Below are 20395 nucleotides of genomic sequence, written 5' to 3'. Positions count from 1 at the left end.
GGGTTACGAGGCTAACGAGCCATTGACGGTTCCGCTCAATCCCCGCGTGTCGGTGACCGGCGAAGTCCCGCTTCGCCCCCGATGGGCGGCAGATCGTCGTACGTCCGGACCTCCGCGCCGTCGTCCACATACGGTGCGAACTCCTCCTGCGGCAGCACCCGGCCCTCCGCGCGGAAGATCCGACGCGCCTCCGACCGCACCGCGCTGTCCGCGGCGGCCCGCGCCACCCACGCCTCCGGGCCGGGCCCGAGGATCCGCCGCAGCGCGGCCGACCCGGACAGCAGCTCGGTGAGGAGCGCCGGCTGCGGCCCGGCGGGGCGCGGCCCGCCGTCCGGCCCCGCCAGCACGCCGTGCCGGCCGACGTACAGGTACGCGCCGCTCAGCCGCTCCCCGGACGGCAGCGTCATGGGGAACCGGTCGCCGGGGAGCAGGACGCGGTGGTAGTGGGCCTCCGTGGCGTCCACGACCGCCAGTTGCGCGGCGTCCAGCCACCCCGCCACGAGCGTCACTTCGGAGTGCGGGTCGGTGAACGGCGCGGCGGCCACGTAACCCGGCGTACCGATGTGCGCCGAACTGCCCACCCCGATGCCGCGCAGGCGTACCGGGACCATCGGGACGGCCGCGGGGATGTCGCGCCGGGTGAGCTTGTACGAGACCTGTGCGGGGCAGGCGTTGGAGCCGACGGCGAGGACGGGGTGGCGCTGCCCGGCGGGCGGCAGGCCGCGGGCCCGCAGCACGTCGTCGAGGGTGCGGTCCGGGTCCGGGCCGAGCCGCCAGCCGCCGACCCGGTGCGGGCCGGGGACCGCGGTGAGCGGCAGCAGCGTCCCGCCGTCCAGCAGCGCGGGCGCCGTCACCGGCCGCCCCGGATACGTCAGCGGCTCCAGGGCCGGGACGGGGCCGAGCCCCGGCGCTCCCGTGGGCAGCACTACGCGTCCCGCTTCTTCAGGAAGAGGTACCCGGCGATCAGCGCGGCGATGACCCAGAGGGCCATGATGCCGAGCCCGCCCCACGGGCCGTACGGGACGTCGTCGCCGGTGGTCACCACCTTCATGACCTTCTGGCCCGCCTGGTCGGGGAGGTACCGGCCGAGCTTCCGGGTGGCCGAGACGGCGCCGAGGATGTTGGAGATCAGGAAGAAGAACGGCATCAGGATGCCCAGCGAGAGCATCGGGCTGCGCAGCACCGCGGCCACGCCCATGGAGAACAGCGCGATCAGCGTCATGTAGAGCGCGCCGCCGAAGACCGCGCGCAGCACGCCCGGGTCGCCCAGCCCCACCCGGAGGTCGGCGCCCAGCATGGCCTGGCCGACGGAGAAGGCGACGAAGCTGGTCACCAGGGACACGACGAACGCGAGCAGGGTGGCCACCGTGATCTTGCTGAAGAGGAAGGTGCCGCGCTGCGGCACGGCGGCCAGCGAGGTGCGGATCATGCCGGTGCTGTACTCGCCTCCGACCACCAGCACCCCGAAGACGATCATCGCGAGCTGGCCCAGGCCCATTCCGGCGAAGGCCGTGCTGGTGGCGTCGAAGGTGAGCCGCTCGCGGACCGGCATGGAATCGAAGTCGTTCTTGACGAGCAGACAGATCGCCGCGCCCATGACGACCGTGACGACCACGGCGATGCCCAGCGTCCACACGGTGGAGCGCACCGATCTGATCTTGGTCCATTCCGAGGTGAGGACCTGTGAGGCCACTGCCATCGTCAGCGCCCCTTCTTCCGCCGCCAGTCGGCGCCCCAGTCGCCGGCCGGCTGAGGTGGGGGCGGGGGCGTTGGAGGCGGCGGCGGGCTCGCGTCCGGGCCGGGAGCGGGCCCCGCCGGCACGGCCGGACCCGCCGTGTCCGAGTGCGCGTGGTACTCCACCGACTCGGCCGTGAGCTGCATGAACGCCTCCTCCAACGATGCCTGCTGCGGGCTGAGTTCGTGCAGGACGAGGCCGTGCCCGGCCGCCAGCTCGCCCAGGTCCCCGGCGCTCACCCCGTCGATCTCCAGCGCGCCGTCCGCCACCGGTACGGCGGTGTGCCCGGCCGCCGCGAGGACGTCCCGCAGCCGCTCGTGCTCGGGGGAGCGCATCCGGACGTAACTGCGCGAATTGCGCCGGATGAACTCGGCCATGGAGGTGTCGGCGAGCAGCCGGCCCTGCCCGATGACGACGAGGTGATCGGCCGTCAGCGCCATCTCGCTCATCAGGTGCGAGGAGACGAAGACCGTACGGCCCTGCGCGGCCAGGCTCTTCATGAGGTTGCGGATCCAGTGGATGCCCTCGGGGTCGAGACCGTTGACCGGCTCGTCGAACATCAGGATGCGCGGATCGCCGAGCAGCGCGGCGGCGATGCCGAGCCGCTGCCCCATGCCGAGCGAGAACCCCTTGGCGCGCTTCTTGGCGACGGCGGTCAGACCCACGGTGTCCAGCGCCTGGTGGACGCGGGCGCGTGGAATGCCGTTGCTCTGCGCCAGACAGAGGAGATGGTGGTACGCGCTGCGCCCGCCGTGCATGGCCTTGGCGTCCAGCAGGGCGCCGATGTACGTGAGCGGGTCGCGCAACTGGCGGTAGTGCCGGCCGTCGATACGGACCGTGCCGGCGGTGGGGTTGTCCAGGTCGAGCATCATCCGCATGGTCGTGGACTTCCCGGCCCCGTTGGGCCCGAGAAACCCTGTGATGATCCCGGGCCGCACGGTAAAGCTCAGCCCGTCGACAGCGAGCTTCTCCCCGTACCGCTTGGTCAGCCCCTCGATCTCGATCATGCGCCCACGGTAGGCGCGCTCACGCTCCTCCGCCGCCTGGATACCCCCATTCCAGCCCGCCCGCCGTTCGAGGACGCCCAGCCAGAACAAGCCCGTGGGATGATCGCGCACCAGCGGCCACATCAGACCCGCTGGGCGTTTGCGTACCAGCGGCGAAAATCAAGCCCGTCCGGCGTTTGAGGACGAGCGGCCGCCAGGCCGCGATACGGGAGCCGCACATGCACGTGACCCGCACCCGACACACCACCGCCCCGCACCGCGGTCAACGGCACGGGGCGGACGGAGCGAACGGATCGGCTCGGCGCCGCGTCAGCGGCCCTGCTGGGCAGGCACCCCGCGGGACGACTCCTCCTCGCCCGGCGTCCCCGCGGCAGCCACCGCCGCACCGGTCAGCGTCGCGAGCATCTCGCGGACGTTGGTGAGCTGGGCGTTGATGGAGTCGCGGCGGTTCGTCAGCGCCGCGAGCTCGCGCTCGGATTCGCTGCGGATACGGTCCGCCTTGGCATTCGCGTCCGCCACGATGTCCTCGGCCTGGCGCTGCGCGGTCTCCACCGTCTGGCGGGCCCGGCGCTCCGCGTCCGTACGCAGCTTCTCGGCCTCCAGGCGGAGCTGCTCGGCGCGGTGCTCGATCTCCGCGAGCCGCTTCTCGGCCTTGGCCTGACGCGAGGCCAGGTCCCGCTCGGACTGCTCGCGGCGCTTGGCGAGGTTGGTCTCGAAGTCGGCGGCGGCCTGGGCGGCCTTCGCGCGGGTCTCCTCGAAGAGGGAGTCCGCCTCCTCGCGCTTGGACTGCGCGTCCTTCTGCGCGTCGGCCCGCAGCGTCTGCGCCTCGCCCTTGGCCTTCTCGACGATCCGGACGCCCTCGTCCTCCGCCTTGGCCTTGCGGTCGGCGGCGAACGCCTCGGCGTCGTTACGGACCTGCTGGGCGGCCGACTCGGCCAGCTCGCGGTGCTGCTCGGCGGCCCGGCGCGCTTCCTCGCGCAGATCCTTGGCCTCCTCCTCGGCGAGACGGAGGATCTTCTCGACCCGGGCACCGAGGCCCGCGTAGGACGGCTCGGCGTCGTTGACCTGGGCCTGGGCATTCTGCGTTTCGAGGTGCAACTCCTCGATGCGCTTTTCCAGCGAGGTGATACGCGCAAGCGCGCTGTCGCGGTCGGCGACGAGCTTCGTAATGCGGTCGTCGACCTGACCGCGGTCGTACCCACGCCGCACGAGCTCGAAACCGAAGGGGGAGGAAGTGTCGCTCATGGGGTTCCTGTCGAAAGAGACCGGTGAGGTGATAAGGGGAATCCTAGGGGCCCGAGCGGCGTGTCATCGAGTCATTGACCGTTTGAAGTGGAGAATGAACCCTCATTTGAGTGGCTAAGCATCAGACTGCTTGCCACCCGAACGAGTTGCTCCCGCGCCCGCCGCGGCCTTGACGCCCCCCGAACCGGAACCCTGCCCCGAGCCGCCCTTTCCGCCGCCGGCACCGCCCGGCGTCTCGAAGGATTCCAGCGCCTCCAGGACGTCCTGGACCCGCGAGATCTCGGTGTTGATGTCCTCCCGGCGGCGGACCAGCACCTCCAGCTCGCGCTTCCCGTCGTCCACGATCCGCTGGGCCTCCTGCTCGGCTTCGGCGCGCAGCGCCTCCGCCTCCCGTACGGCCTGCGCCTTCTTCTGCTCGGCCTCCTTGATCAGCCCCTCGGCCTTCTTCACCGCCGCGATACGGACCTTGCTGGCCTCGCTGCTCGCGTCCGAGAGCATCTCCTTGGCCTTCTCCTCGGCCTCCACCCGCTGCGCCTCGGCCTGCGCGATGAGCTTGTCCACCCGCTCACCGGCGTTCTTCATCGTCTCGGCCGACTCCCGGCGGGCCCGGTCGTGCAGCTCCTCGACCTCGGCCTCGATGCGGGCGCGCAGCTCCTCGGCGCGCTCCCGGATGGCGGTCGCGTCCCCGCGCGCCTCGCTGAGCAGCGTGTCGGCGTCCGTACGGGACTTCTCCACCCGTGCGTTGCCGTCGGCGGTGGCCTCCGCGACGATCCGCTCGGCCTCCTTGCGGGCCGCGCCGACCATCGTGTCGGCCTGCTCCTCGGCGGCGGTGGCCGCCTTCAGCGCCTCCTCCTGCGCCCTGGCGATCAGTTGGTCAGCCTGCTCGGCGGCGTCCGCGCGGCGCTTGGCCGCGTCCTTGCGCGCCTCGTCGAGCGTACGGTCGGCCTCCTCCAGGGCCTCGTTGCGGAACCGCTCGGCCTCGGCCTCTGCGTCCGCCTTGACCTGGTCGGCCTCGTTGCGGGTGCGCTGCGCGTGCTGCTGCGCGGAGGTAACCGTTTCGGCCGCCTCGGTGCGCATCCGGTCCGCGTCCGCCGTCGCCTCGGCGAGCATCCGGTCGGCCTGCTCGCGGGCGTCGGCCCGGGTGCGGTCCGCCTCCCGCTCCGCCGTCGCGGTGGTCTCCGCCGCCTCCGTACGCAGCCGCTCGGCCTCCGTACCGGCCTCGGAGATCAGGCTGTCGGCCTGCTCGGCGGCGTCCGCGCGGCGCTTGGCCGCGTCCTTGCGCGCCTCGTCCGCGGTCCGGTCGGCCTCGGCGCGGGCGTTCTCCAGCGCCTCGGCGGCCTCTGCTCGCAGCCGCTCGGCCTGCGCCGTGGCGTCCGCGACGAGCCGCTCGGCGTGCTCGGCGGCCTCGGCCCGCAGCCGGTCGGCGGTCTCCTGGCCCTCCCGGACGGAGCGGTCGGCGTCCGCCTGGGCCGACGAGGTCAGCTCGGTGGCCTCGTTGACGATCCGTTCGGCCTCCGTGCGGGCCTCGGCGATCAGCCGGTCCGCCTGCTCGGCGGCCTCGGTCCGCATCCGGTTGGCGTCCTCGCGCGCCTCGGCACGGGCCCGGGCGGCGTCCTGCTCGGCGGCGGCCAGCGCGTCCGAGGCGTTCGTCCGGAGCTGCTGCGCCTTCTCCGTGGCGTCCGCGACCAGCTTCTCGGCCTGCGCGGTGGCCTCCGTCAGCAGCTCGTCGGCCTGCTCGGCGGCCTCGCTGCGGCGCTTGTTGGCGGCCTCGCGCGCCTCGTCCAGCGTGCGGTCGGCCTCCGTGCGCAGCCGCTCGGCCTCGGCGCCCGCCTCGGCCACCGTACGGTCGGCCTCCTGCGTGGCCTCGGCCAGCAGCTCGTCGGCCTGCTCGGCGGCGTCCGCACGGCGCTTGTCGGCGGCCTGCCGCGCCTCGTCCAGCGCGCTCCGCGCCTCCGTGCGCAGCCGCTCCGCCTCGGCGATCGCCTCCGAAACCGTGCGCTCCGCCAGCGACTTGGCGGCCTCGGCCTCGGTCTGCGCGTCCTGCCGGATGCGGCCGGCGTCCTGCGAGGCCCGCTCGCGCTCGTCGTACGCGTCGGAGCGGAGCCGGTCCGCCTCCTGCTGCGCGTCGTCCTTCGTACGCTGCGCCGCGTGCTCGGCGGCGGACCGCAGCCCGGCGATCTCCTCCTCGGCCTGCTCGTGCAGCCCGGCGACCGCGTCGCGCACCTGCTGCGCGGTCTGCTCGGCGGTGGCGACCAGTTCCTCGGCGCGCCGGTCCGCCTCCTCGACCAGCCGCTCGGCCTCGGCCTGCGCCTCCGCCACCCGGTTGCGGGCCGCGGCCAGCAGCTCCTCGCTCTGCTCGCGGGCCGCCGTACGCTCCTGGTGGGCCTCCTCGCGGGCCTCGCCGAGCTGCTGGTCGGCCTCCCGGCGGCGGCGCGCGGCCTCCTCCTGGGCCGCGGCCAGCGCCTCGGCGGCCTCCGTGCCCGTACGCTCGGCCGCCGCTGCGGCCTCCGCGCGCACCCGGTCGGCGGTCTCCTGCGCCTCCGACTTCAGCCGCTCGGCCTCGGCGGCCGCCTCCGTGGTCAGCCGCGTGGCGGTGGCCTCGGCCTCGGCACGTGCCTCGGCGGCGTCCGAGGCGGCCTCGGCACGCAGCCGCTCGGCCTCCTCCTCGGCCTGCTGCTCCTTCTCCCGGCGCCGCTCGGCGGACTCCGCCTTCAGCCGCGCGGTCTCCTCCTGGGCCTCCTTGCGCAGCCGCTCGGCCTCCTCGCGGGCCTCGCGCAGCGCCGTCTCGGCCGCGCTGACCCGCTCCTCCGCCTCGCCGTGCAGCCGGTCCAGCTCCGCCTGGGCCAGCTCGCGCCGCTCGTCCGCGCTGCGCTCGGCCTCGGCCCGCAGCTCGCCGGCGGCCTCCTCGGCCTCGGCACGGGTCGCCGCCGCGGCCTCCTCGGCCGCCGCGTGCAGGTCCTCGGCCTCGCCGCGGGCCTGCTCCAGCGCCTCCTCGGCCTGCGTACGGAGCTGCGCGGCGCGCTCGGCAGCCTCGGCGCGCAGCCGCTCGCTGTCCGCCGTCGCGCCCGAACGGGTCTCCTCCGCGTCGGACTTCGCCTTGGCCAGCAGCTCCTCGGCGGTGGCCGCGGCCTCCTCGATCTGCTGCACGGCCTCGCGGCGGGCCTCGCCGCGGATCCGCTCGCCCTCGTCGACGGCCTCGGTCCGGAGCTGCTCGGCCTCGCCGCGCAGCCGGCGCGCCTCCTCCTGCAGCTCGACGGTCTTGGCGCGGTACTCCTTGGTGTCGTCCTTGGCGGCGCCCTTGAGCTGCTGGGCGGTCTCGTGCGCCTCCTCGCGCAGCCGGTCCGCCTCGGCCTCGGCCTCCTTGCGGATCCGCTCGGCCTCCTCGGCGGCGGCCCGGGTGGTGGCCTTGGCGTCCTCCGACGCCTTGCTCACCATCTCCTCGGCGGACCGCGCGGCCTTCGCGAGCTGCGCGGCGGAGTCCTCGGCGGCCTTCGCGCGGGCCGCCTCCTGGGCCTCCGCGACCAGCCGCTCGGCCTCGGCCTTGGCATCGGCACGGAGCTGCTCGGCCTCGGCCTTGAGTGCCTCGGCCTCCTTGGTGGCCTCGCCGACCAGCCGGGCGATCTCCTGCTTGGCCGTACGGGTGCGCTGCTCGTTCTCCGACTCCGTCGCCGACAGCCGCTTGGCGGCGCTCGCCTCGGCCTCCTCGACGAGCTTGTCGGCCCGGGCGCGCGCCTCGCGCAGCGCCGTGTCGGCCTCCTGCAGCCGCTCCTCGGCGGTGCGGGTCAGCTCGGCGCTGCGCCGGCGGGCCTCCTCGGACTCGCCGGCCGTGGACGTACGGAGCTGCTCGGCCTGGTCGGTGGCCTCCTGGGCCTGCGTGGAGGCGGCGTTCAGCAGCCGCTCGGCGTCCGTACGGGCGCGGCGCAGGATCGCGTCGGCCTCCGCGCGGGCCTGTTCGGCCTCGGCGCCCAGCCGTTCGCGGGCCTGCTCGGCCAGCCGCTGTGCCTCGGCGCGCGCCTGCGACAGCGTCTGCTCGGCCTCGGCTCTGGACTCGTCCATGAGCCGGCGGGCCTGGGACTCGGTGCGGGCGCGCAGTTGCTCGGCCCAGGCGACGTTCTCGTTGACGTGGCTCTCGACGGTCTGGCGGCGCTCGTTGAGCTCCTCGTCCAGCCGCCGGCGGCGCTCCACCGCCTCGGTGTGCAGCTCGGCTTCGAGCCGGGACTGGCGCTCGGCCTGCTCCTGCAGCAGCCGCTGGGTCTGGGCACGGGCCTCGCGCAGCTCGCGCTCGGCGTCCGCGCGCAGCTGGTCGGCCTGCACCTGGGCGTTGTGCAGCAGCTGTTCGGCCTGGGCGCTGATGTTGTCGTACGCCGGGCGCGTCATCAGGGTACGGCGTGCCTCGTGGAGCTTGGCACGCAGAACTTCGACCTGATAGCCGAGGTCGTCGGCATGCTGGACGGCCTTGTCCCGCTCCGTCTTCAGCCGCTCCATCTCGGCCTCGAACTGCGAGAGGTGATCGTCAGCCTCGTAGCGGTCGTTGCCCCGCACTGCGCGGTCCCATCCGTCCCCTGGTCATGGTGGCGGCCGGCTCCGTCGTGCGTGGAGCTGACCCTTCCGAAGAAATGGTGTCAGATCATCGGCGGAGATTGGACCGAGCCCCGATCCGGACCCCGGCCGAAGCAGCACTCTACCGGCCGGGGAACGTGAAGGTCAGTGCTCTTGGGAGGCCGTGACCAGTTCGGTCAGCACACCGTGGCAGTCCTTGGGGTGCAGGAAGGTGATCCGGGAGCCCATCGAACCGGTACGCGGCTCGTCGTAGAGCACCCGTACGCCCTTCCCGCGGATGTCAGCAGCATCACCGTCCACATCCGCCGTGCCGAAGGCGATGTGGTGCACCCCCTCACCGTTCTTCTCCAGCCACTTGCCCACGGCTGAATCCTGACGGGTCGGCTCCAGGAGCTGAAGGTACGAAGCGCCGCCGTCCGACGTATCGTTGATCTTCAGCATGGCCTCCCGCACGCCCTGCTCTTCGTTGACCTCGGAGTGGAACACCTCGAAGCCGTAGGTCGCCCGGTAGAACTCGACGGTCTTGTCGAGGTCGAAGCAGGCGATTCCGATGTGGTCGATTCGCGTCAGCATGCTTCCAGTGCACCGCTCGCACGCATGATTACGCAACGTGCGCGCGATCACACCGGCAGGCCGGTGACCCGGCCGGTACCGCTCAGTACATTGAGGAAAACCCTCGTTAACTTCCCTGCACAGGAAGGCCGCGCTGATGTCCTCATCGAACGGCAGCACCACCTCCGTGATCGTCGCGGGGGCCCGTACCCCCATGGGACGCCTCCTGGGGTCCCTGAAGTCCTTCTCCGGCGCCGACCTGGGAGGCTTCGCCATCAAGGCGGCACTGGACCGGGCCGGCATCGGCGGCGACCAGGTGCAGTACGTGATCATGGGCCAGGTCCTGCAGGCCGGCGCGGGCCAGATCCCCGCCCGCCAGGCGGCCGTGAAGGCCGGCATCCCGATGAACGTCCCCGCCCTGACCGTCAACAAGGTCTGTCTCTCCGGCCTGGACGCCATCGCGCTGGCCGACCAGCTCATCCGCGCGGGCGAGTTCGACGTGATCGTGGCCGGCGGCCAGGAGTCCATGACCAACGCCCCGCACCTCCTCCCGAAGTCCCGCGGCGGCTACAAGTACGGCGCCGTGGAGATGCTCGACGCCATGGCGCACGACGGCCTCACCGACTCCTTCGAGAACGTCGCGATGGGCGAGTCCACCGAGAAGCACAACACCCGCCTCGGCATCCGGCGCCCCGAGCAGGACGAGGTCGCGGCCCGCTCCCACCAGCGCGCCGCCGCCGCCCAGAAGAACGGCCTCTTCGAGGCGGAGATCACCCCCATCGAGATCCCGCAGCGCAAGGGCGAGGCGGTCGTTTTCAGCCAGGACGAGGGCATCCGCGGCGAGACCACCGCCGAGTCGCTGGGCAAGCTCCGCCCGGCGTTCGCCAAGGACGGCACGATCACCGCCGGTACCTCCTCGCAGATCTCCGACGGCGCCGCCGCCGTGGTCGTGATGAGCAAGGCCAAGGCCGAGGAGCTGGGCCTGGAGTGGATCGCGGAGATCGGCGCGCACGGCAACGTCGCGGGCCCGGACAACTCCCTGCAGTCCCAGCCCAGCAACGCGATCAACCACGCGCTGGGCAAGGAGGGGCTGAAGGTCGCCGACCTCGACCTCATCGAGATCAACGAGGCGTTCGCCGCGGTCGCCGTGCAGTCCATGAAGGACCTCGGAGTTTCGCCGGAAAAGGTGAACGTCAACGGCGGCGCCATCGCGCTCGGCCACCCCATCGGCATGTCCGGTGCCCGTATCGTCCTGCACCTCGCGCTGGAGCTGAAGCGGCGCGGCGGCGGCGTGGGCGCGGCCGCCCTGTGCGGCGGTGGCGGCCAGGGCGACGCGCTCATCGTGCGCGTGCCGGGCAAGTGACGGGTACCCGTACCGGAAGATCGAGAACGGAGCGCTGAGCAATGGCAGATGTCCCCACCCTGGTCGCGCAGGCCCGGGAGGGCCGGCCACGTGCGGTGGCCCGCCTCATCTCGCTGGTGGAGGGGGCATCGCCACAGCTGCGCGAGGTGATGGCCGCACTGGCGCCGCTGACCGGGCAGGCGTACGTCGTGGGCCTCACCGGCTCCCCGGGCGTCGGCAAGTCGACGTCCACCTCGGCCCTGGTCACCGCCTACCGGAAGATCGGGAAGCGGGTCGGCGTCCTGGCCGTCGACCCGTCCTCCCCGTTCTCCGGCGGCGCCCTGCTCGGTGACCGGGTCCGGATGAGCGAGCACGCCTCCGACCCCGGCGTCTACATCCGCTCCATGGCCACCCGCGGCCACCTCGGCGGCCTCGCCTGGGCGGCGCCGCAGGCCATCCGCGTCCTGGACGCGGCGGGCTGCGACGTGATCCTGGTCGAGACCGTGGGTGTGGGCCAGTCCGAGGTGGAGATCGCCTCCCAGGCCGACACCAGCATGGTGCTGCTGGCCCCCGGCATGGGCGACGGCATCCAGGCCGCCAAGGCGGGCATCCTGGAGATCGGCGACGTCTACGTAGTCAACAAGGCCGACCGGGACGGCGCGGACGCCACGGCGCGCGAGCTGAACCACATGCTGGGCCTGGGGGAGTCCCGCGCGCCCGGCGACTGGCGCCCGCCCATCGTCAAGACCGTCGCCGCCCGCGGCGAGGGCGTCGACGAGGTCGTGGAGGCGCTGGAGAAGCACCGCGCCTGGATGGACGAGCACGGCGTACTCGCCGAGCGGCGGGCCGCCCGGGCCGCCCGCGAGGTCGAGACGATCGCCGTCACGACCCTCCGCGAGCGCATCGGCGACCTGCACGGCGACCGCCGCCTCGGCGCCCTGGCCGACCGCATCGTGGCCGGCACGCTCGACCCGTACACCGCCGCCGACGAACTGGTGGCGGGCCTGACGGAACAGGGCTGACACGACAGGAGCCGACCGGCTCCCCGGGGGGCGGGGAGCCGGTCGGCCTGGTGGGCGGCGGGGGGCGCCGCCGGTCTCGGGACGGTCAGTCGTCGTCGCCGTCATTGTCGTCGTCCGACGGCGCGTTGCTGACCGCACCGCTGCCCGGGTCGACGGTCACGTGGTGCTCGGCGCCGTCCTTGGTGACCGTCTCGGCCTCCCAGGCGAGCTTCTTGCCGTGGTCGGGGCCGTCCAGCTCGACCGAGACGACCGTGCCGTGCGCGGCGGCCTTCCCGGCCGCCTGAGCGATGTCCACGGAGGCGTCGTTCAGCACGGAGCGGACCCGGTCCTTGCCCTCGTCGCCGTCGTCGTCCTGGTCGACGTGCTGGCTGCGTACCTCGGCCTTGTCGGCGCCGACGGTGATGTCGTGCCACTTGCCGTCCTTGCCCAGCACGTTCACGTCCCAGGCGACACCGGACTCGTCGTCGTCCAGGTCGGCCTCGGTGACCGTGCCCGGCACGGCCTTCAGCGCGGCGGCCGCCGCCTGCTGCGCGGTGACCGAGGCGGCCTTCGCCTCCCGGGCGTCGTCGCCGTCGTTGTCGCCGCCCTGGCCCTGCGCGTTCTCGTACGACGCCACGCCCTCGGCCTGCTGCCCCTGTGCAGGCGACGAGCTCGACGCCGCTGCCGTCCCGTCCTCGCTGCCGATGGCGACGGCGGTCGCGGTGCCGCCGGCGATCAGGGCGGCCGCGGCAACGGTGGCGATGACGACATTGCGCTTCATGGTGAAGCCTCCAGGACGGGTTGCTGTTCGACAGGATCACCCGGGGGCCGGGGGGTCTCCCGGAGGGGGCCGGGGGTGGCCCCCAGGTGATGACCACACACTGCCGATCCCTTCCTGAAGCCACCCTGAAGGAGCCTGAAGCCGCCTTCAGGAACGGAGAGCCTGTGACATAACCTCGGTCGGGCGCCCGCCGCCTGGCACGCACTCTCGCGGCGTTGCCAAAAGGCCCTAGTAGCTCCGCTACGAGGCCCTTCCGGCGCCTTGCGATAGCACGCACCAGACGACGCGCGCTGATCCGACCGGGGTTATGACACAGGCTCTGACCCTGAAGCGGCCTTCAGCAAGCCGGTGGCACTCTTGTCGCATGCGCCTGTTGATCGTGGAGGACGAGAAGCGGCTGGCCCGTTCCCTCGCCGCCGGCCTGACCGCCGAGGGATACGCCGTGGACGTCGTGCACGACGGCCTGGAGGGCCTGCACAGGGCGAGCGAGGGCGCGTACGACCTCCTCGTCCTGGACATCATGCTGCCCGGCATGAACGGCTACCGCGTCTGCGGCGCGCTGCGCGCCGCCGGCAACGACGTGCCCATCCTCATGCTCACCGCCAAGGACGGCGAGTACGACGAGGCCGAGGGCCTGGACACCGGCGCCGACGACTACCTCACCAAGCCCTTCAGCTACGTCGTGCTGGTCGCCCGCGTGAAGGCGCTGCTGCGCCGCCGCGGCCGCACCGCGCTGCCCGTACTGACCGTCGGCGCCCTCACCGTCGACCAGGGCGCCCGCACCGTGCGCCGCGCCGACGAGGACGTGCCGCTGACCACCAAGGAGTTCGCCGTACTGGAACAGCTCGCGCTGCGGGCCGGCGAGGTGGTCTCCAAGTCCGAAATCCTCGAACATGTCTGGGACTTCGCCTACGAGGGCGACCCGAACATCGTCGAGGTCTACGTCAGCGCCCTGCGCCGCAAGCTCGGCGCGGCCACCATCCAGACCGTGCGCGGCGCGGGCTACCGGATGGTGCCCGGTGTTTAGGGCCATGGGATCGGTACGGGCCAGAGCGGCCGCCGGCGCGACGGCCGTGGTGGCCGTCGCCCTCATCGCGGTCGGGATAGCCGTCCTGCTGGTACTGCGCACCAACCTGGCCGGCCAGGCCGACCTGCACGCCGAGGTCACGGCCCGCGAGGTGGCCTCCCAGATCGCCACCGGCACCGCCTACCGGGACCTCGACCTGCCGGACGCCGACGACCACCCCGTGCTCATCGACGACGAGAACGGCCGTGTGCTGGCGGCCGGTGAGGACCTGCAGGTCGTCGACGGCACGAAGGTCTCCTTGGGGGCGCCCGGCAACGGCCGCCACGGTGACGATGACGACGACGGCGCCACCCCTCGCCCCGGGGAGGTGGACGACGAGGTCGAGCACTCCGACGGCACGGCCGTCGTGGACGGCGAGCGCGCCGACTACCGCTGGGCCGAAGTGGACGCCACCGACACCCACGACCGTACGGTGACCGTCATGGCCGGCACCTCGCGCGCCGCCGAGGAGGAGACCATCGGCTCGGTGCGGAACGCCATGCTCATCGGCCTGCCCCTGCTGCTCCTGGTCGTCGCCGGCGTCACCTGGCTGGTCACCCGGCGAGCGCTGCGCCCCGTCGAGGGCATCCGCAGCGAAATGGCCGCGATCACCGCCAGTACGGACCTCTCCCGGCGGGTACCGGAGCCCGCGTCCCGCGACGAGATCGGCGGGCTGGCCCGGACCACCAACGAGACGCTGGCGGCGCTGGAGGCGTCCGTCGAGCGCCAGCGCCGCTTCATCGCGGACGCCTCGCACGAGCTGCGCAGCCCCATCGCGAGCCTGCGCACCCAGCTCGAGGTCGCCGAGGCGCACCCCGAGCTGCTGGACCTGCCGGGCGCGGTGGAGGACACCGTACGGCTCCAGCACCTGGCCGCCGACCTGCTGCTGCTGGCCCGGCTGGACGCGGGGGAGCGGCCCAAGGGCACCCGGATCGACCTGGGCGCCCTGGCCCGCGAGGAGCTGTCGCAGCGGGTCGCCGACCGGCTGCCGGTGCGCGCCGGGGAGCTGCCGAGCGTGGAGGTGTCCGGCTCGCGCGGCCAGCTCAGCCGGATCCTGGGCAATCTCGTCGACAACGCCCAGCGGCACGCCCGTTCGCAGGTCACGGTGGACGTGCACCGGGACGGCCGGTGGGCGGTGCTGCGGGTGGACGACGACGGTACCGGGGTGGCCGAGGCCGACCGGGAGCGGATCTTCGAGCGGTTCGTCCGGCTGGACGACGCGCGCAGCCGGGACGACGGCGGCGCGGGCCTGGGCCTCGCCATCGCCCGGGACATCGCCGAACGGCACGGCGGCACGCTGGCGGTACGCGAGGGCGCGGCCTTCGAACTGCGGCTGCCGGTCGCGACGGACAGCCGGGACTGACGGGACCGGCGGTGCCGCGCGGGTGCGGCGATGTTCCCCCACGTTCCCCCACCCGCGTCCCGCGCGGCGTCCGGCCGGTCAGCAGCCCGGGCCCGTACGCGGATCAGTACTTGCCGCGGTGCCCCCGCAGGTGATCCGCCACCGGCGTCAGCGAGGCACGCAGCGCGTCCAGGTCGTCCGCCGAGAAGAGATCGATGAAGTGCTTGCGCACGGAGGCCACGTGGTGCGGCGCGACCCGGCGCATGGTGTCCCAGCCGTCGTCGGTGAGCACCGCGTACAGCCCGCGCCGGTCGGACTCGCAGCTCTCGCGGCGCACCAGCCCGGCGTTCTCCATGCGGGTGATCTGGTGCGAGAGCCGGCTCTTGGACTGGAGCGTGGAGGCCGCGAGGTCGCTCATGCGCATTCTGCGCTCCTCGGCCTCGGAGAGGTTCACCAGGATCTCGTAGTCGTTGTAGGTCAGCCCGAACGGCTGGAGATCCCGCTCGAGCTGGTGCGTCAGCAGCCTGCTGACGTCGAGATGGGTGCGCCAGGCACGCTGCTCCTGGTCGGTCAGCCAGGGGGTGTCACTGTCGGTCGTCATGAATGAATTCTACCCGTGAAAGTTGAATGGTAAATTAGTCATGCCCCGTGATCGTGGCCTCACCGAGCCCTTCCCGCCGGGGGTCATTCCGGCGGACAGGGCTCAGACGTTCGAGGTCACCCTCCGCAGACTACCGCTCACAGCCCGAAGCGGCGCTGGAGCCCCCCGAGCGATCCCGGGAGCTGCGGCATTTGTGAGCCACCGCCGTGACCAGCGGACCCGCCCGGTACCCCGGGTTCCGCCGGCACCGTCCCCGTCGGCGCCTCCGGCATGAGCTGCTCGGTCGACTGCAGCAGCACCGTGCCGGCCCCGACGAACTCGAACTGGTGCTCCTCGCCCGAGACTCCGCCGATCCCGGTGTGCGCCCGCAGGCCCCCGAGGAAGCCGCGCAGATACTGATGGTCGTAGTGATGGCACGGCGAGGGGCAGTCCGCCCAGCCCACCAGCGCCTGCGGATCGACCCGGATCGGCGGCTCCGCGAAGACCACCGGGCCGTTGGAGGCCGCGACGAATTTCCCGGTGCCGATGAGCGTCGAAAAGCCCGGCACGATCGACTGCTTCAGCGACAGGGATGGCTGAAAAGCGAGCAGGTTTCCCGACCGGATCGTGAGGTTGCCCTCCTCCAGGTCATAGGAATTCACATCGAACGCCCGGTCCGCCAGCAGCATTTTCCCGCGCCCCTGCGCGACCACCCAGTCCGCGGCGTGCAGCGGCGAATGGAAACTGGACGCGATCAGCCGGTCCAGCGCGCCGTGCCCGATTCCCTGGAAATCGATCTGCCCGAAATAGGCGATCATCTTTCCCTTCTGCAGGAACCACTGCCCGTCCAGCTCCACGCTGAACGCATACGGATTGACGTTGTCGTCCTTCGGCAGCGAATGCACATCGTGAATGACGGGACCGCTCACAACTTTTCCTCCGACGCCTGTACGTACACGGTGCCCTGGCCCGACAGTTCGAGCTGGAATGCCTCGCCCGAGCCGCGGCCGACCATCTCCCGCCAGCCGAGGGCCGTGGAGAGCTTGTTGCGGACGTTGCCGCGGTGGGCGACGTACGCCTGTGGGTCGACGTGGACCGGGCGGTCCTGGCGGATGGGCAGTTCGATGACGCCGCCGTGTGCCATCACCGCCGCTGAGCCGTGGCCTTCGAGGGTCGTCGTGAAGAGTCCCTGGCCGGTCACCTGGCCGCGCACCATGCCCATCACGCCGCCCTGCGAGCCCATGAACATCGTGCCCTGGCGCAGCGTCCCGTCGAACGCCAGCAGCCGGTCGGCCTCGACGTAGAGGGTGTCGCCGGTGAGGTCGATGACGTGGACGTGGTGGCCGCCGTGCCCGAACATCACCGAGCCGCTGCCCTCCACCGTCATCAGCGGGGTCGCCTCGTTCGCGATCCGCCGGCCGATCATGGAGCCGATGCCGCCCTGGCCGCCCTGGAGGTTCGGGGTGAAGCTGACCTCGCCCTGGTAGGCGAGCATCGCGCCGCGCTGGCTGAACAGCCGCTGCCCGGGCCCGACCTCGGCCCTGACCATGCGTGAGTTGAGGACCGTGAACGGCATCAGACCTCACCGCCGACGGTGTTGCGCTCGCTGGGCTGTACGTACACCAGGCCCTCGCCCTCGAAGCGGATCTGGAAGGCTTCGCCCGAGCCCTCTCCTATGAACGTGCGGAAGTTCACACCGGACTGGAAGTGCTGCCGCAGGTCGCCGGTGTGCGCGACGTAGGCGCCCGGGTCGACCTGGAGCGGGGCCTCGCGGGTCACCCGCAGGATGACGGCGGGCCCGTCGGAGGTGAGCGCGGCCTGGCCCGTGCCCTCCACGGTCGTGGTGAACAGCCCGTTGCCCTGCGAGGCGCCGCGCAGTCCGGTGAAGGTGGTCCCCGTGCGCAGCGCGGCGTCCGTGCACAGCAGGTTGCTGGCCTCCACGTACAGCTTCTCGCCGTGCAGATTCACGAGATTGATCTCGCTCGCGCGGTCCGCGAAATAGCAGGTGCCCTCGCCCTTCACCTCCATGACTTCCATCTGTTCCCCGGTCAGCCGCCGGGTGACCATGCCGCGCAGGCCCTCGCCCCCGCCGCTCATCTTCTTGAACGCCATCCGGCCGTCGTACGCGACCATCGCACCGTTCTTCGCCTTGACGGCATCGCCGGTCATGTCGACGGCGAGCACCTTGCTCCCCTGGAGCCGAAACTGAGCCACGGCATCAGACCGTAGTCCGCCGCGGCGGCGGAGGGCAGGGGACCGGGTGCGGACCGGCCGGGCGGCGGGGTCCGGCAACGGAACGGGCGACGGGCCCGGCGACGGGGGAGTGCGGCGCGGCTGTCACAATGGAGCGGTGCTTGTGAATGTAAGCACAAGCTAAAGGCTGCACCCACCCCACCCGAACGAGGTTCCCGTGGACATCAAGACCGCTTCCGCCCTGCGCCGGCTCCGCCTGGTCTCCGCCCCCGAGGCCGTCTCCTTCCTGCTGCTGCTGATCTGCTCGGTCCTGAAGCGGACCACGGAGTTCAACGCGGTGCCGGTGATGGGCGCCGTCCACGGCGTGCTGTTCATCCTGTACGTGATCTTCTGGCTGGACGCCTGGAACCGTACGAAGTGGTCGTTCGGCACCGCCGCGCTCTACTTCGTCCTCTCCGTCCTGCCCACCGGCGGCTTCTTCGCCGAGCGGAAGCTGAAGGGCGAGGCCGAGGCGTCGGTCATCGCCGCCCGCGCGCGCAAGGAGAAGGAAGGTGTGGTCAGCGCATGATCGTCGCATTCTCGGTGAGCCCGCTCGGCGTGGGTGAGGACGTCGGGGAGTACGTGGCCGAGGCGGTACGGGTCGTCCGCGAGTCCGGGCTGCCCAACCGTACGGACGCCATGTTCACCTCCATCGAGGGCGAGTGGGACGAGGTCATGGACGTCGTCAAGCGCGCGGTCGCCGCGGTCGAGGCGCGCGCGGGCCGGGTCTCGCTCGTCCTCAAGGCCGACATCCGGCAGGGCGTGACCGACGGGCTGACCTCGAAGGTGGACACGGTCGAGCGGTACCTCGCGGAGCCGCGGGACTGACGGCCGGCGGCCGCGGGCGTGGCCGGTGAGGCACCGTCCGCGCCCGTCTTCTGAGACGGGGCTGACCACCATATGGGCGACCGGTAGGGTCGGATACGTGCCGAAGCCGCTCAGTCTCCCCTTCGATCCCATCGCCCGCGCCGATGAGCTGTGGCAGCGCCGGTGGGGGGCCGTCCCGTCGATGGCGGCGATCACCTCGATCATGCGGGCCCAGCAGATCCTGCTCGGCGAGGTGGACGCCGTGGTCAAGCCGTACGGCCTCACCTTCGCGCGCTACGAAGCCCTGGTGCTGCTGACCTTCTCGCAGGCCGGCGAGTTGCCGATGTCCAAGATCGGCGAACGCCTGATGGTGCATCCCACCTCGGTCACCAACACCGTCGACCGGCTGGTGAAGTCCGGCCTGGTGGCCAAGCGCCCGAACCCGAACGACGGGCGCGGCACGCTGGCGTCCATCACGGACAAGGGGCGCGAGGTGTGCGACGCGGCGACCCAGGACCTGATGGCGATGGACTTCGGGCTCGGCGCGTACGACGCCGAGGAGTGCCAGGAGATCTTCGCCCTGCTGCGTCCGCTGCGGGTGGCGGCGGCGGATTTCAAGGACGAGTAAAAGCACCGTGAATACGGGGCGGTTAAGCCCTCCGCCACGCCCGGGGGCGGCGAAGATCGCCCCCGCTCGTACGGTTACGCTCGTGGGCATGAAACGAAGCGTGCTGACCCGCTACCGGACGATGGCGTACGTGACGGGCGTGCTGCTGGTCCTGCTGACCCTCGGCGTGATCGCCAAGTACCTGCTGCACATCGACGGTGCGGCCGGCTTCACCAGCGTCGTCGGCATCGCCCACGGCTGGCTGTACGTCGTGTACTTGATCTTCGCCTTCGACATGGGCTCCAAGGCCAAGATGCCGTTCGGCAAGCTGCTGTGGGTGCTGATCGCCGGCACGATCCCCACCGCCGCGTTCTTCGTCGAGCGCAAGGTCTCGCGCGAGCTGGAGCCGCTGGTCTCCGGCACCGCGGCCCCCCAGACCGCCAAGGTCTGACCGGCCCCGCATGAGCGAGCCGTACGCCGATCACCGCGACCATCCGCTGGTCGCCGCCGCCCGGCGGCTCGCCCGCGACACCCTCGCCCCGGCCGCCGAGCGCGCCGACCGCGAGGGTGTGGATCCGGCCACGATTGCCGCGGTCAAGGCATCGGGCGTGCTCGGCGCCGTCGGCCCGGTCGCATATGGCGGCTCCGCGGCGCCCGCCCCCGTCGTCCGGGAGATCGTCGAGATCCTCGCCGGGGCCTGCTGCGCCACCTTCTTCGTCCAGGTGCAGCACCACACGCCGGTCACCACGATCGCCGCGGCGCCCGAGGGCACACCGGTCCGCGAGCAGCTGCTGCGCCCGCTGTGCGACGGGACGCTGCTGGCCGGCGTCGCCTTCTCCCATCTCCGGGCCTTCCCGAAGCTGCCGGTGCGGGTCATCCGGGAGCACGCGGGCTGGCGCTTCGACGGCCGGGTGCCCTGGTACACCGGCTGGGGCCTGAACGACGTCCTGCTGCTCGGCGGCGCGACCGCGGACGGCGAGGTCGTCTTCGCCGTCACCGAGGCCCGCGAGCAGCCAGGACTGCATGCCACCGAGCCGCTGGAGCTGGCCGCGCTCTCCGGTAGCCGCACGGTCGGCCTGGAGCTGGACGGGCTGGTGCTGCCCGACGGCGCGGTGGCTCTCCGGCAGCCGTACGAGGACTGGGCCGCGGCCGACCGGCCGAAGAACACCAACGTCAACCCGGCGGTGCTGGGCGTCACCGGCGCCGCGCTGGACCTCCTGGACGCCTCGGGCGACGAGACCGCGGTGCAGACCGCCGGCGTGCTGCGCGAGCGGCTGACGGCGGTGCGCAAGGACGCGTACGCGCTGCTGGACGAGGTGCCCGCGCAGGAGCGCATTCCCGACCGGCTGGCCGCCAAGATGCGCGCGTACGACGTGCTGCGGGCGGCGACCACCGCGGCTGTCGTAGCGGGCGGGGGCCGGGCCGTGGGCCTGGACAGCCCGGCTCAGCGGCTGGCCCGTGAGGGCATGTTCCTGCTGGTCCAGGGCCAGACGGCGGATGTCAGGGACGCGCACCTGGCGGCCCTGCGGGGCTGACGG

At 72.3% G+C, this 20395-nt stretch carries 20 protein-coding genes; 9 read left to right on the top strand and 11 right to left on the bottom strand.

The features are described from left to right. Positions 1–35: 35 nt before the first annotated feature. The 6 genes from IG84_RS0105095 to mce all read right to left on the bottom strand — a co-directional run bounded on the left by IG84_RS0105095 (position 36) and on the right by mce (position 9120). Entirely contained in the window at positions 36–926 is an 891-nt protein-coding gene (locus IG84_RS0105095) for a hypothetical protein (protein WP_051861396.1), read from the bottom strand. Next, positions 926–1699 (bottom strand): ABC transporter permease, encoded by a 774-nt coding sequence (locus tag IG84_RS0105090; protein ID WP_031051785.1) that lies wholly within the window; start codon positions 1697–1699, stop codon positions 926–928. The genes IG84_RS0105095 and IG84_RS0105090 overlap by 1 nt, the downstream gene beginning before the upstream one ends. A gap of 2 nt (positions 1700–1701) precedes the next feature. Beyond that, positions 1702–2742 carry an ABC transporter ATP-binding protein gene (locus tag IG84_RS0105085; RefSeq protein ID WP_037799344.1) on the bottom strand — a complete coding sequence of 347 codons (1041 nt, stop codon included), beginning with the start codon at positions 2740–2742 and terminating at the stop codon, positions 1702–1704. Between the two features lie 309 nt (positions 2743–3051). Beyond that, complete coding sequence (locus IG84_RS0105080) at positions 3052–3987, bottom strand: coiled-coil domain-containing protein (protein WP_031051781.1); 936 nt, start codon at positions 3985–3987, stop codon at positions 3052–3054. 114 nt (positions 3988–4101) lie between these two features. Then, positions 4102–8529 carry a polarized growth protein Scy gene (gene scy / locus IG84_RS37670; RefSeq protein ID WP_037799299.1) on the bottom strand — a complete coding sequence of 1476 codons (4428 nt, stop codon included), beginning with the start codon at positions 8527–8529 and terminating at the stop codon, positions 4102–4104. A gap of 162 nt (positions 8530–8691) precedes the next feature. Beyond that, positions 8692–9120, bottom strand: coding sequence for a methylmalonyl-CoA epimerase (mce, locus tag IG84_RS0105070; protein WP_030258452.1), 429 nt, complete (start codon positions 9118–9120; stop codon positions 8692–8694). Between the two features lie 136 nt (positions 9121–9256). Here mce and IG84_RS0105065 point away from each other — a divergent pair, with 136 nt between their 5' ends. Continuing rightward, the gene (locus IG84_RS0105065) at positions 9257–10462 is read left to right on the top strand and encodes an acetyl-CoA C-acetyltransferase (RefSeq protein WP_031051777.1); all 1206 of its coding nucleotides are present in this window, start codon (positions 9257–9259) and stop codon (positions 10460–10462) included. A 41-nt stretch (positions 10463–10503) separates the two neighbouring features. Then, on the top strand, positions 10504–11463 hold the full coding sequence (meaB, locus tag IG84_RS0105060) for a methylmalonyl Co-A mutase-associated GTPase MeaB (RefSeq protein WP_031051775.1): 960 nt from the start codon (positions 10504–10506) through the stop codon (positions 11461–11463). An 85-nt stretch (positions 11464–11548) separates the two neighbouring features. Here the strand turns inward: meaB and IG84_RS0105055 are convergent, their stop codons facing one another. Beyond that, positions 11549–12223, bottom strand: a complete 675-nt coding sequence (locus tag IG84_RS0105055) for a PepSY domain-containing protein (protein ID WP_031051773.1) — start codon at positions 12221–12223, stop codon at positions 11549–11551. A gap of 364 nt (positions 12224–12587) precedes the next feature. On the opposite strand from IG84_RS0105055, the gene IG84_RS0105050 reads away from it, so the two are divergent. Together IG84_RS0105050 and IG84_RS0105045 are read left to right on the top strand one after the other, a co-directional pair. Continuing rightward, positions 12588–13250, top strand: coding sequence for a response regulator transcription factor (locus tag IG84_RS0105050; protein ID WP_031051772.1), 663 nt, complete (start codon positions 12588–12590; stop codon positions 13248–13250). Positions 13251–13254: 4 nt separating this feature from the next. Then, positions 13255–14652 carry a sensor histidine kinase gene (locus IG84_RS0105045; protein ID WP_031051771.1) on the top strand — a complete coding sequence of 466 codons (1398 nt, stop codon included), beginning with the start codon at positions 13255–13257 and terminating at the stop codon, positions 14650–14652. Positions 14653–14755: 103 nt separating this feature from the next. Here IG84_RS0105045 and IG84_RS0105040 read toward each other — a convergent pair whose 3' ends face one another. From IG84_RS0105040 to IG84_RS0105025, 4 genes are all read right to left on the bottom strand, one after another. Then, positions 14756–15232, bottom strand: coding sequence for a MarR family winged helix-turn-helix transcriptional regulator (locus IG84_RS0105040; protein ID WP_031051770.1), 477 nt, complete (start codon positions 15230–15232; stop codon positions 14756–14758). A gap of 137 nt (positions 15233–15369) precedes the next feature. Then, on the bottom strand, positions 15370–16140 hold the full coding sequence (locus IG84_RS0105035) for an AIM24 family protein (RefSeq protein WP_031051768.1): 771 nt from the start codon (positions 16138–16140) through the stop codon (positions 15370–15372). Continuing rightward, positions 16137–16787 carry an AIM24 family protein gene (locus IG84_RS0105030; protein ID WP_031051766.1) on the bottom strand — a complete coding sequence of 217 codons (651 nt, stop codon included), beginning with the start codon at positions 16785–16787 and terminating at the stop codon, positions 16137–16139. Before IG84_RS0105030 ends, IG84_RS0105035 begins: the two co-directional genes overlap by 4 nt. Next, positions 16787–17425 (bottom strand): AIM24 family protein, encoded by a 639-nt coding sequence (locus IG84_RS0105025; protein ID WP_037799297.1) that lies wholly within the window; start codon positions 17423–17425, stop codon positions 16787–16789. Before IG84_RS0105025 ends, IG84_RS0105030 begins: the two co-directional genes overlap by 1 nt. 196 nt (positions 17426–17621) lie before the next feature. On the opposite strand from IG84_RS0105025, the gene IG84_RS0105020 reads away from it, so the two are divergent. The 5 genes from IG84_RS0105020 (at position 17622) to IG84_RS0105000 (ending at position 20392) form a co-directional block, all read left to right on the top strand. Then, positions 17622–17972 carry a DUF3817 domain-containing protein gene (locus tag IG84_RS0105020; protein ID WP_031051762.1) on the top strand — a complete coding sequence of 117 codons (351 nt, stop codon included), beginning with the start codon at positions 17622–17624 and terminating at the stop codon, positions 17970–17972. Continuing rightward, a complete protein-coding gene (locus IG84_RS0105015; protein ID WP_031051760.1) occupies positions 17969–18271 on the top strand; it encodes an MTH1187 family thiamine-binding protein in 303 nt (100 codons plus the stop codon). The genes IG84_RS0105020 and IG84_RS0105015 overlap by 4 nt, the downstream gene beginning before the upstream one ends. Before the next feature lie 97 nt (positions 18272–18368). Continuing rightward, positions 18369–18878 carry a MarR family winged helix-turn-helix transcriptional regulator gene (locus IG84_RS0105010; RefSeq protein ID WP_031051758.1) on the top strand — a complete coding sequence of 170 codons (510 nt, stop codon included), beginning with the start codon at positions 18369–18371 and terminating at the stop codon, positions 18876–18878. Between the two features lie 88 nt (positions 18879–18966). Next, on the top strand, positions 18967–19308 hold the full coding sequence (locus IG84_RS0105005; protein WP_078648621.1) for a DUF3817 domain-containing protein: 342 nt from the start codon (positions 18967–18969) through the stop codon (positions 19306–19308). A 10-nt stretch (positions 19309–19318) separates the two neighbouring features. Further along, on the top strand, positions 19319–20392 hold the full coding sequence (locus IG84_RS0105000; protein ID WP_031051755.1) for an acyl-CoA dehydrogenase family protein: 1074 nt from the start codon (positions 19319–19321) through the stop codon (positions 20390–20392). Positions 20393–20395: the final 3 nt, after the last annotated feature.

Source organism: Streptomyces ochraceiscleroticus, from assembly GCF_000720485.1.
GTDB lineage: Bacteria > Actinomycetota > Actinomycetes > Streptomycetales > Streptomycetaceae > Streptomyces > Streptomyces ochraceiscleroticus.
This window is presented reverse-complemented; position numbering and strand designations above follow the sequence as displayed.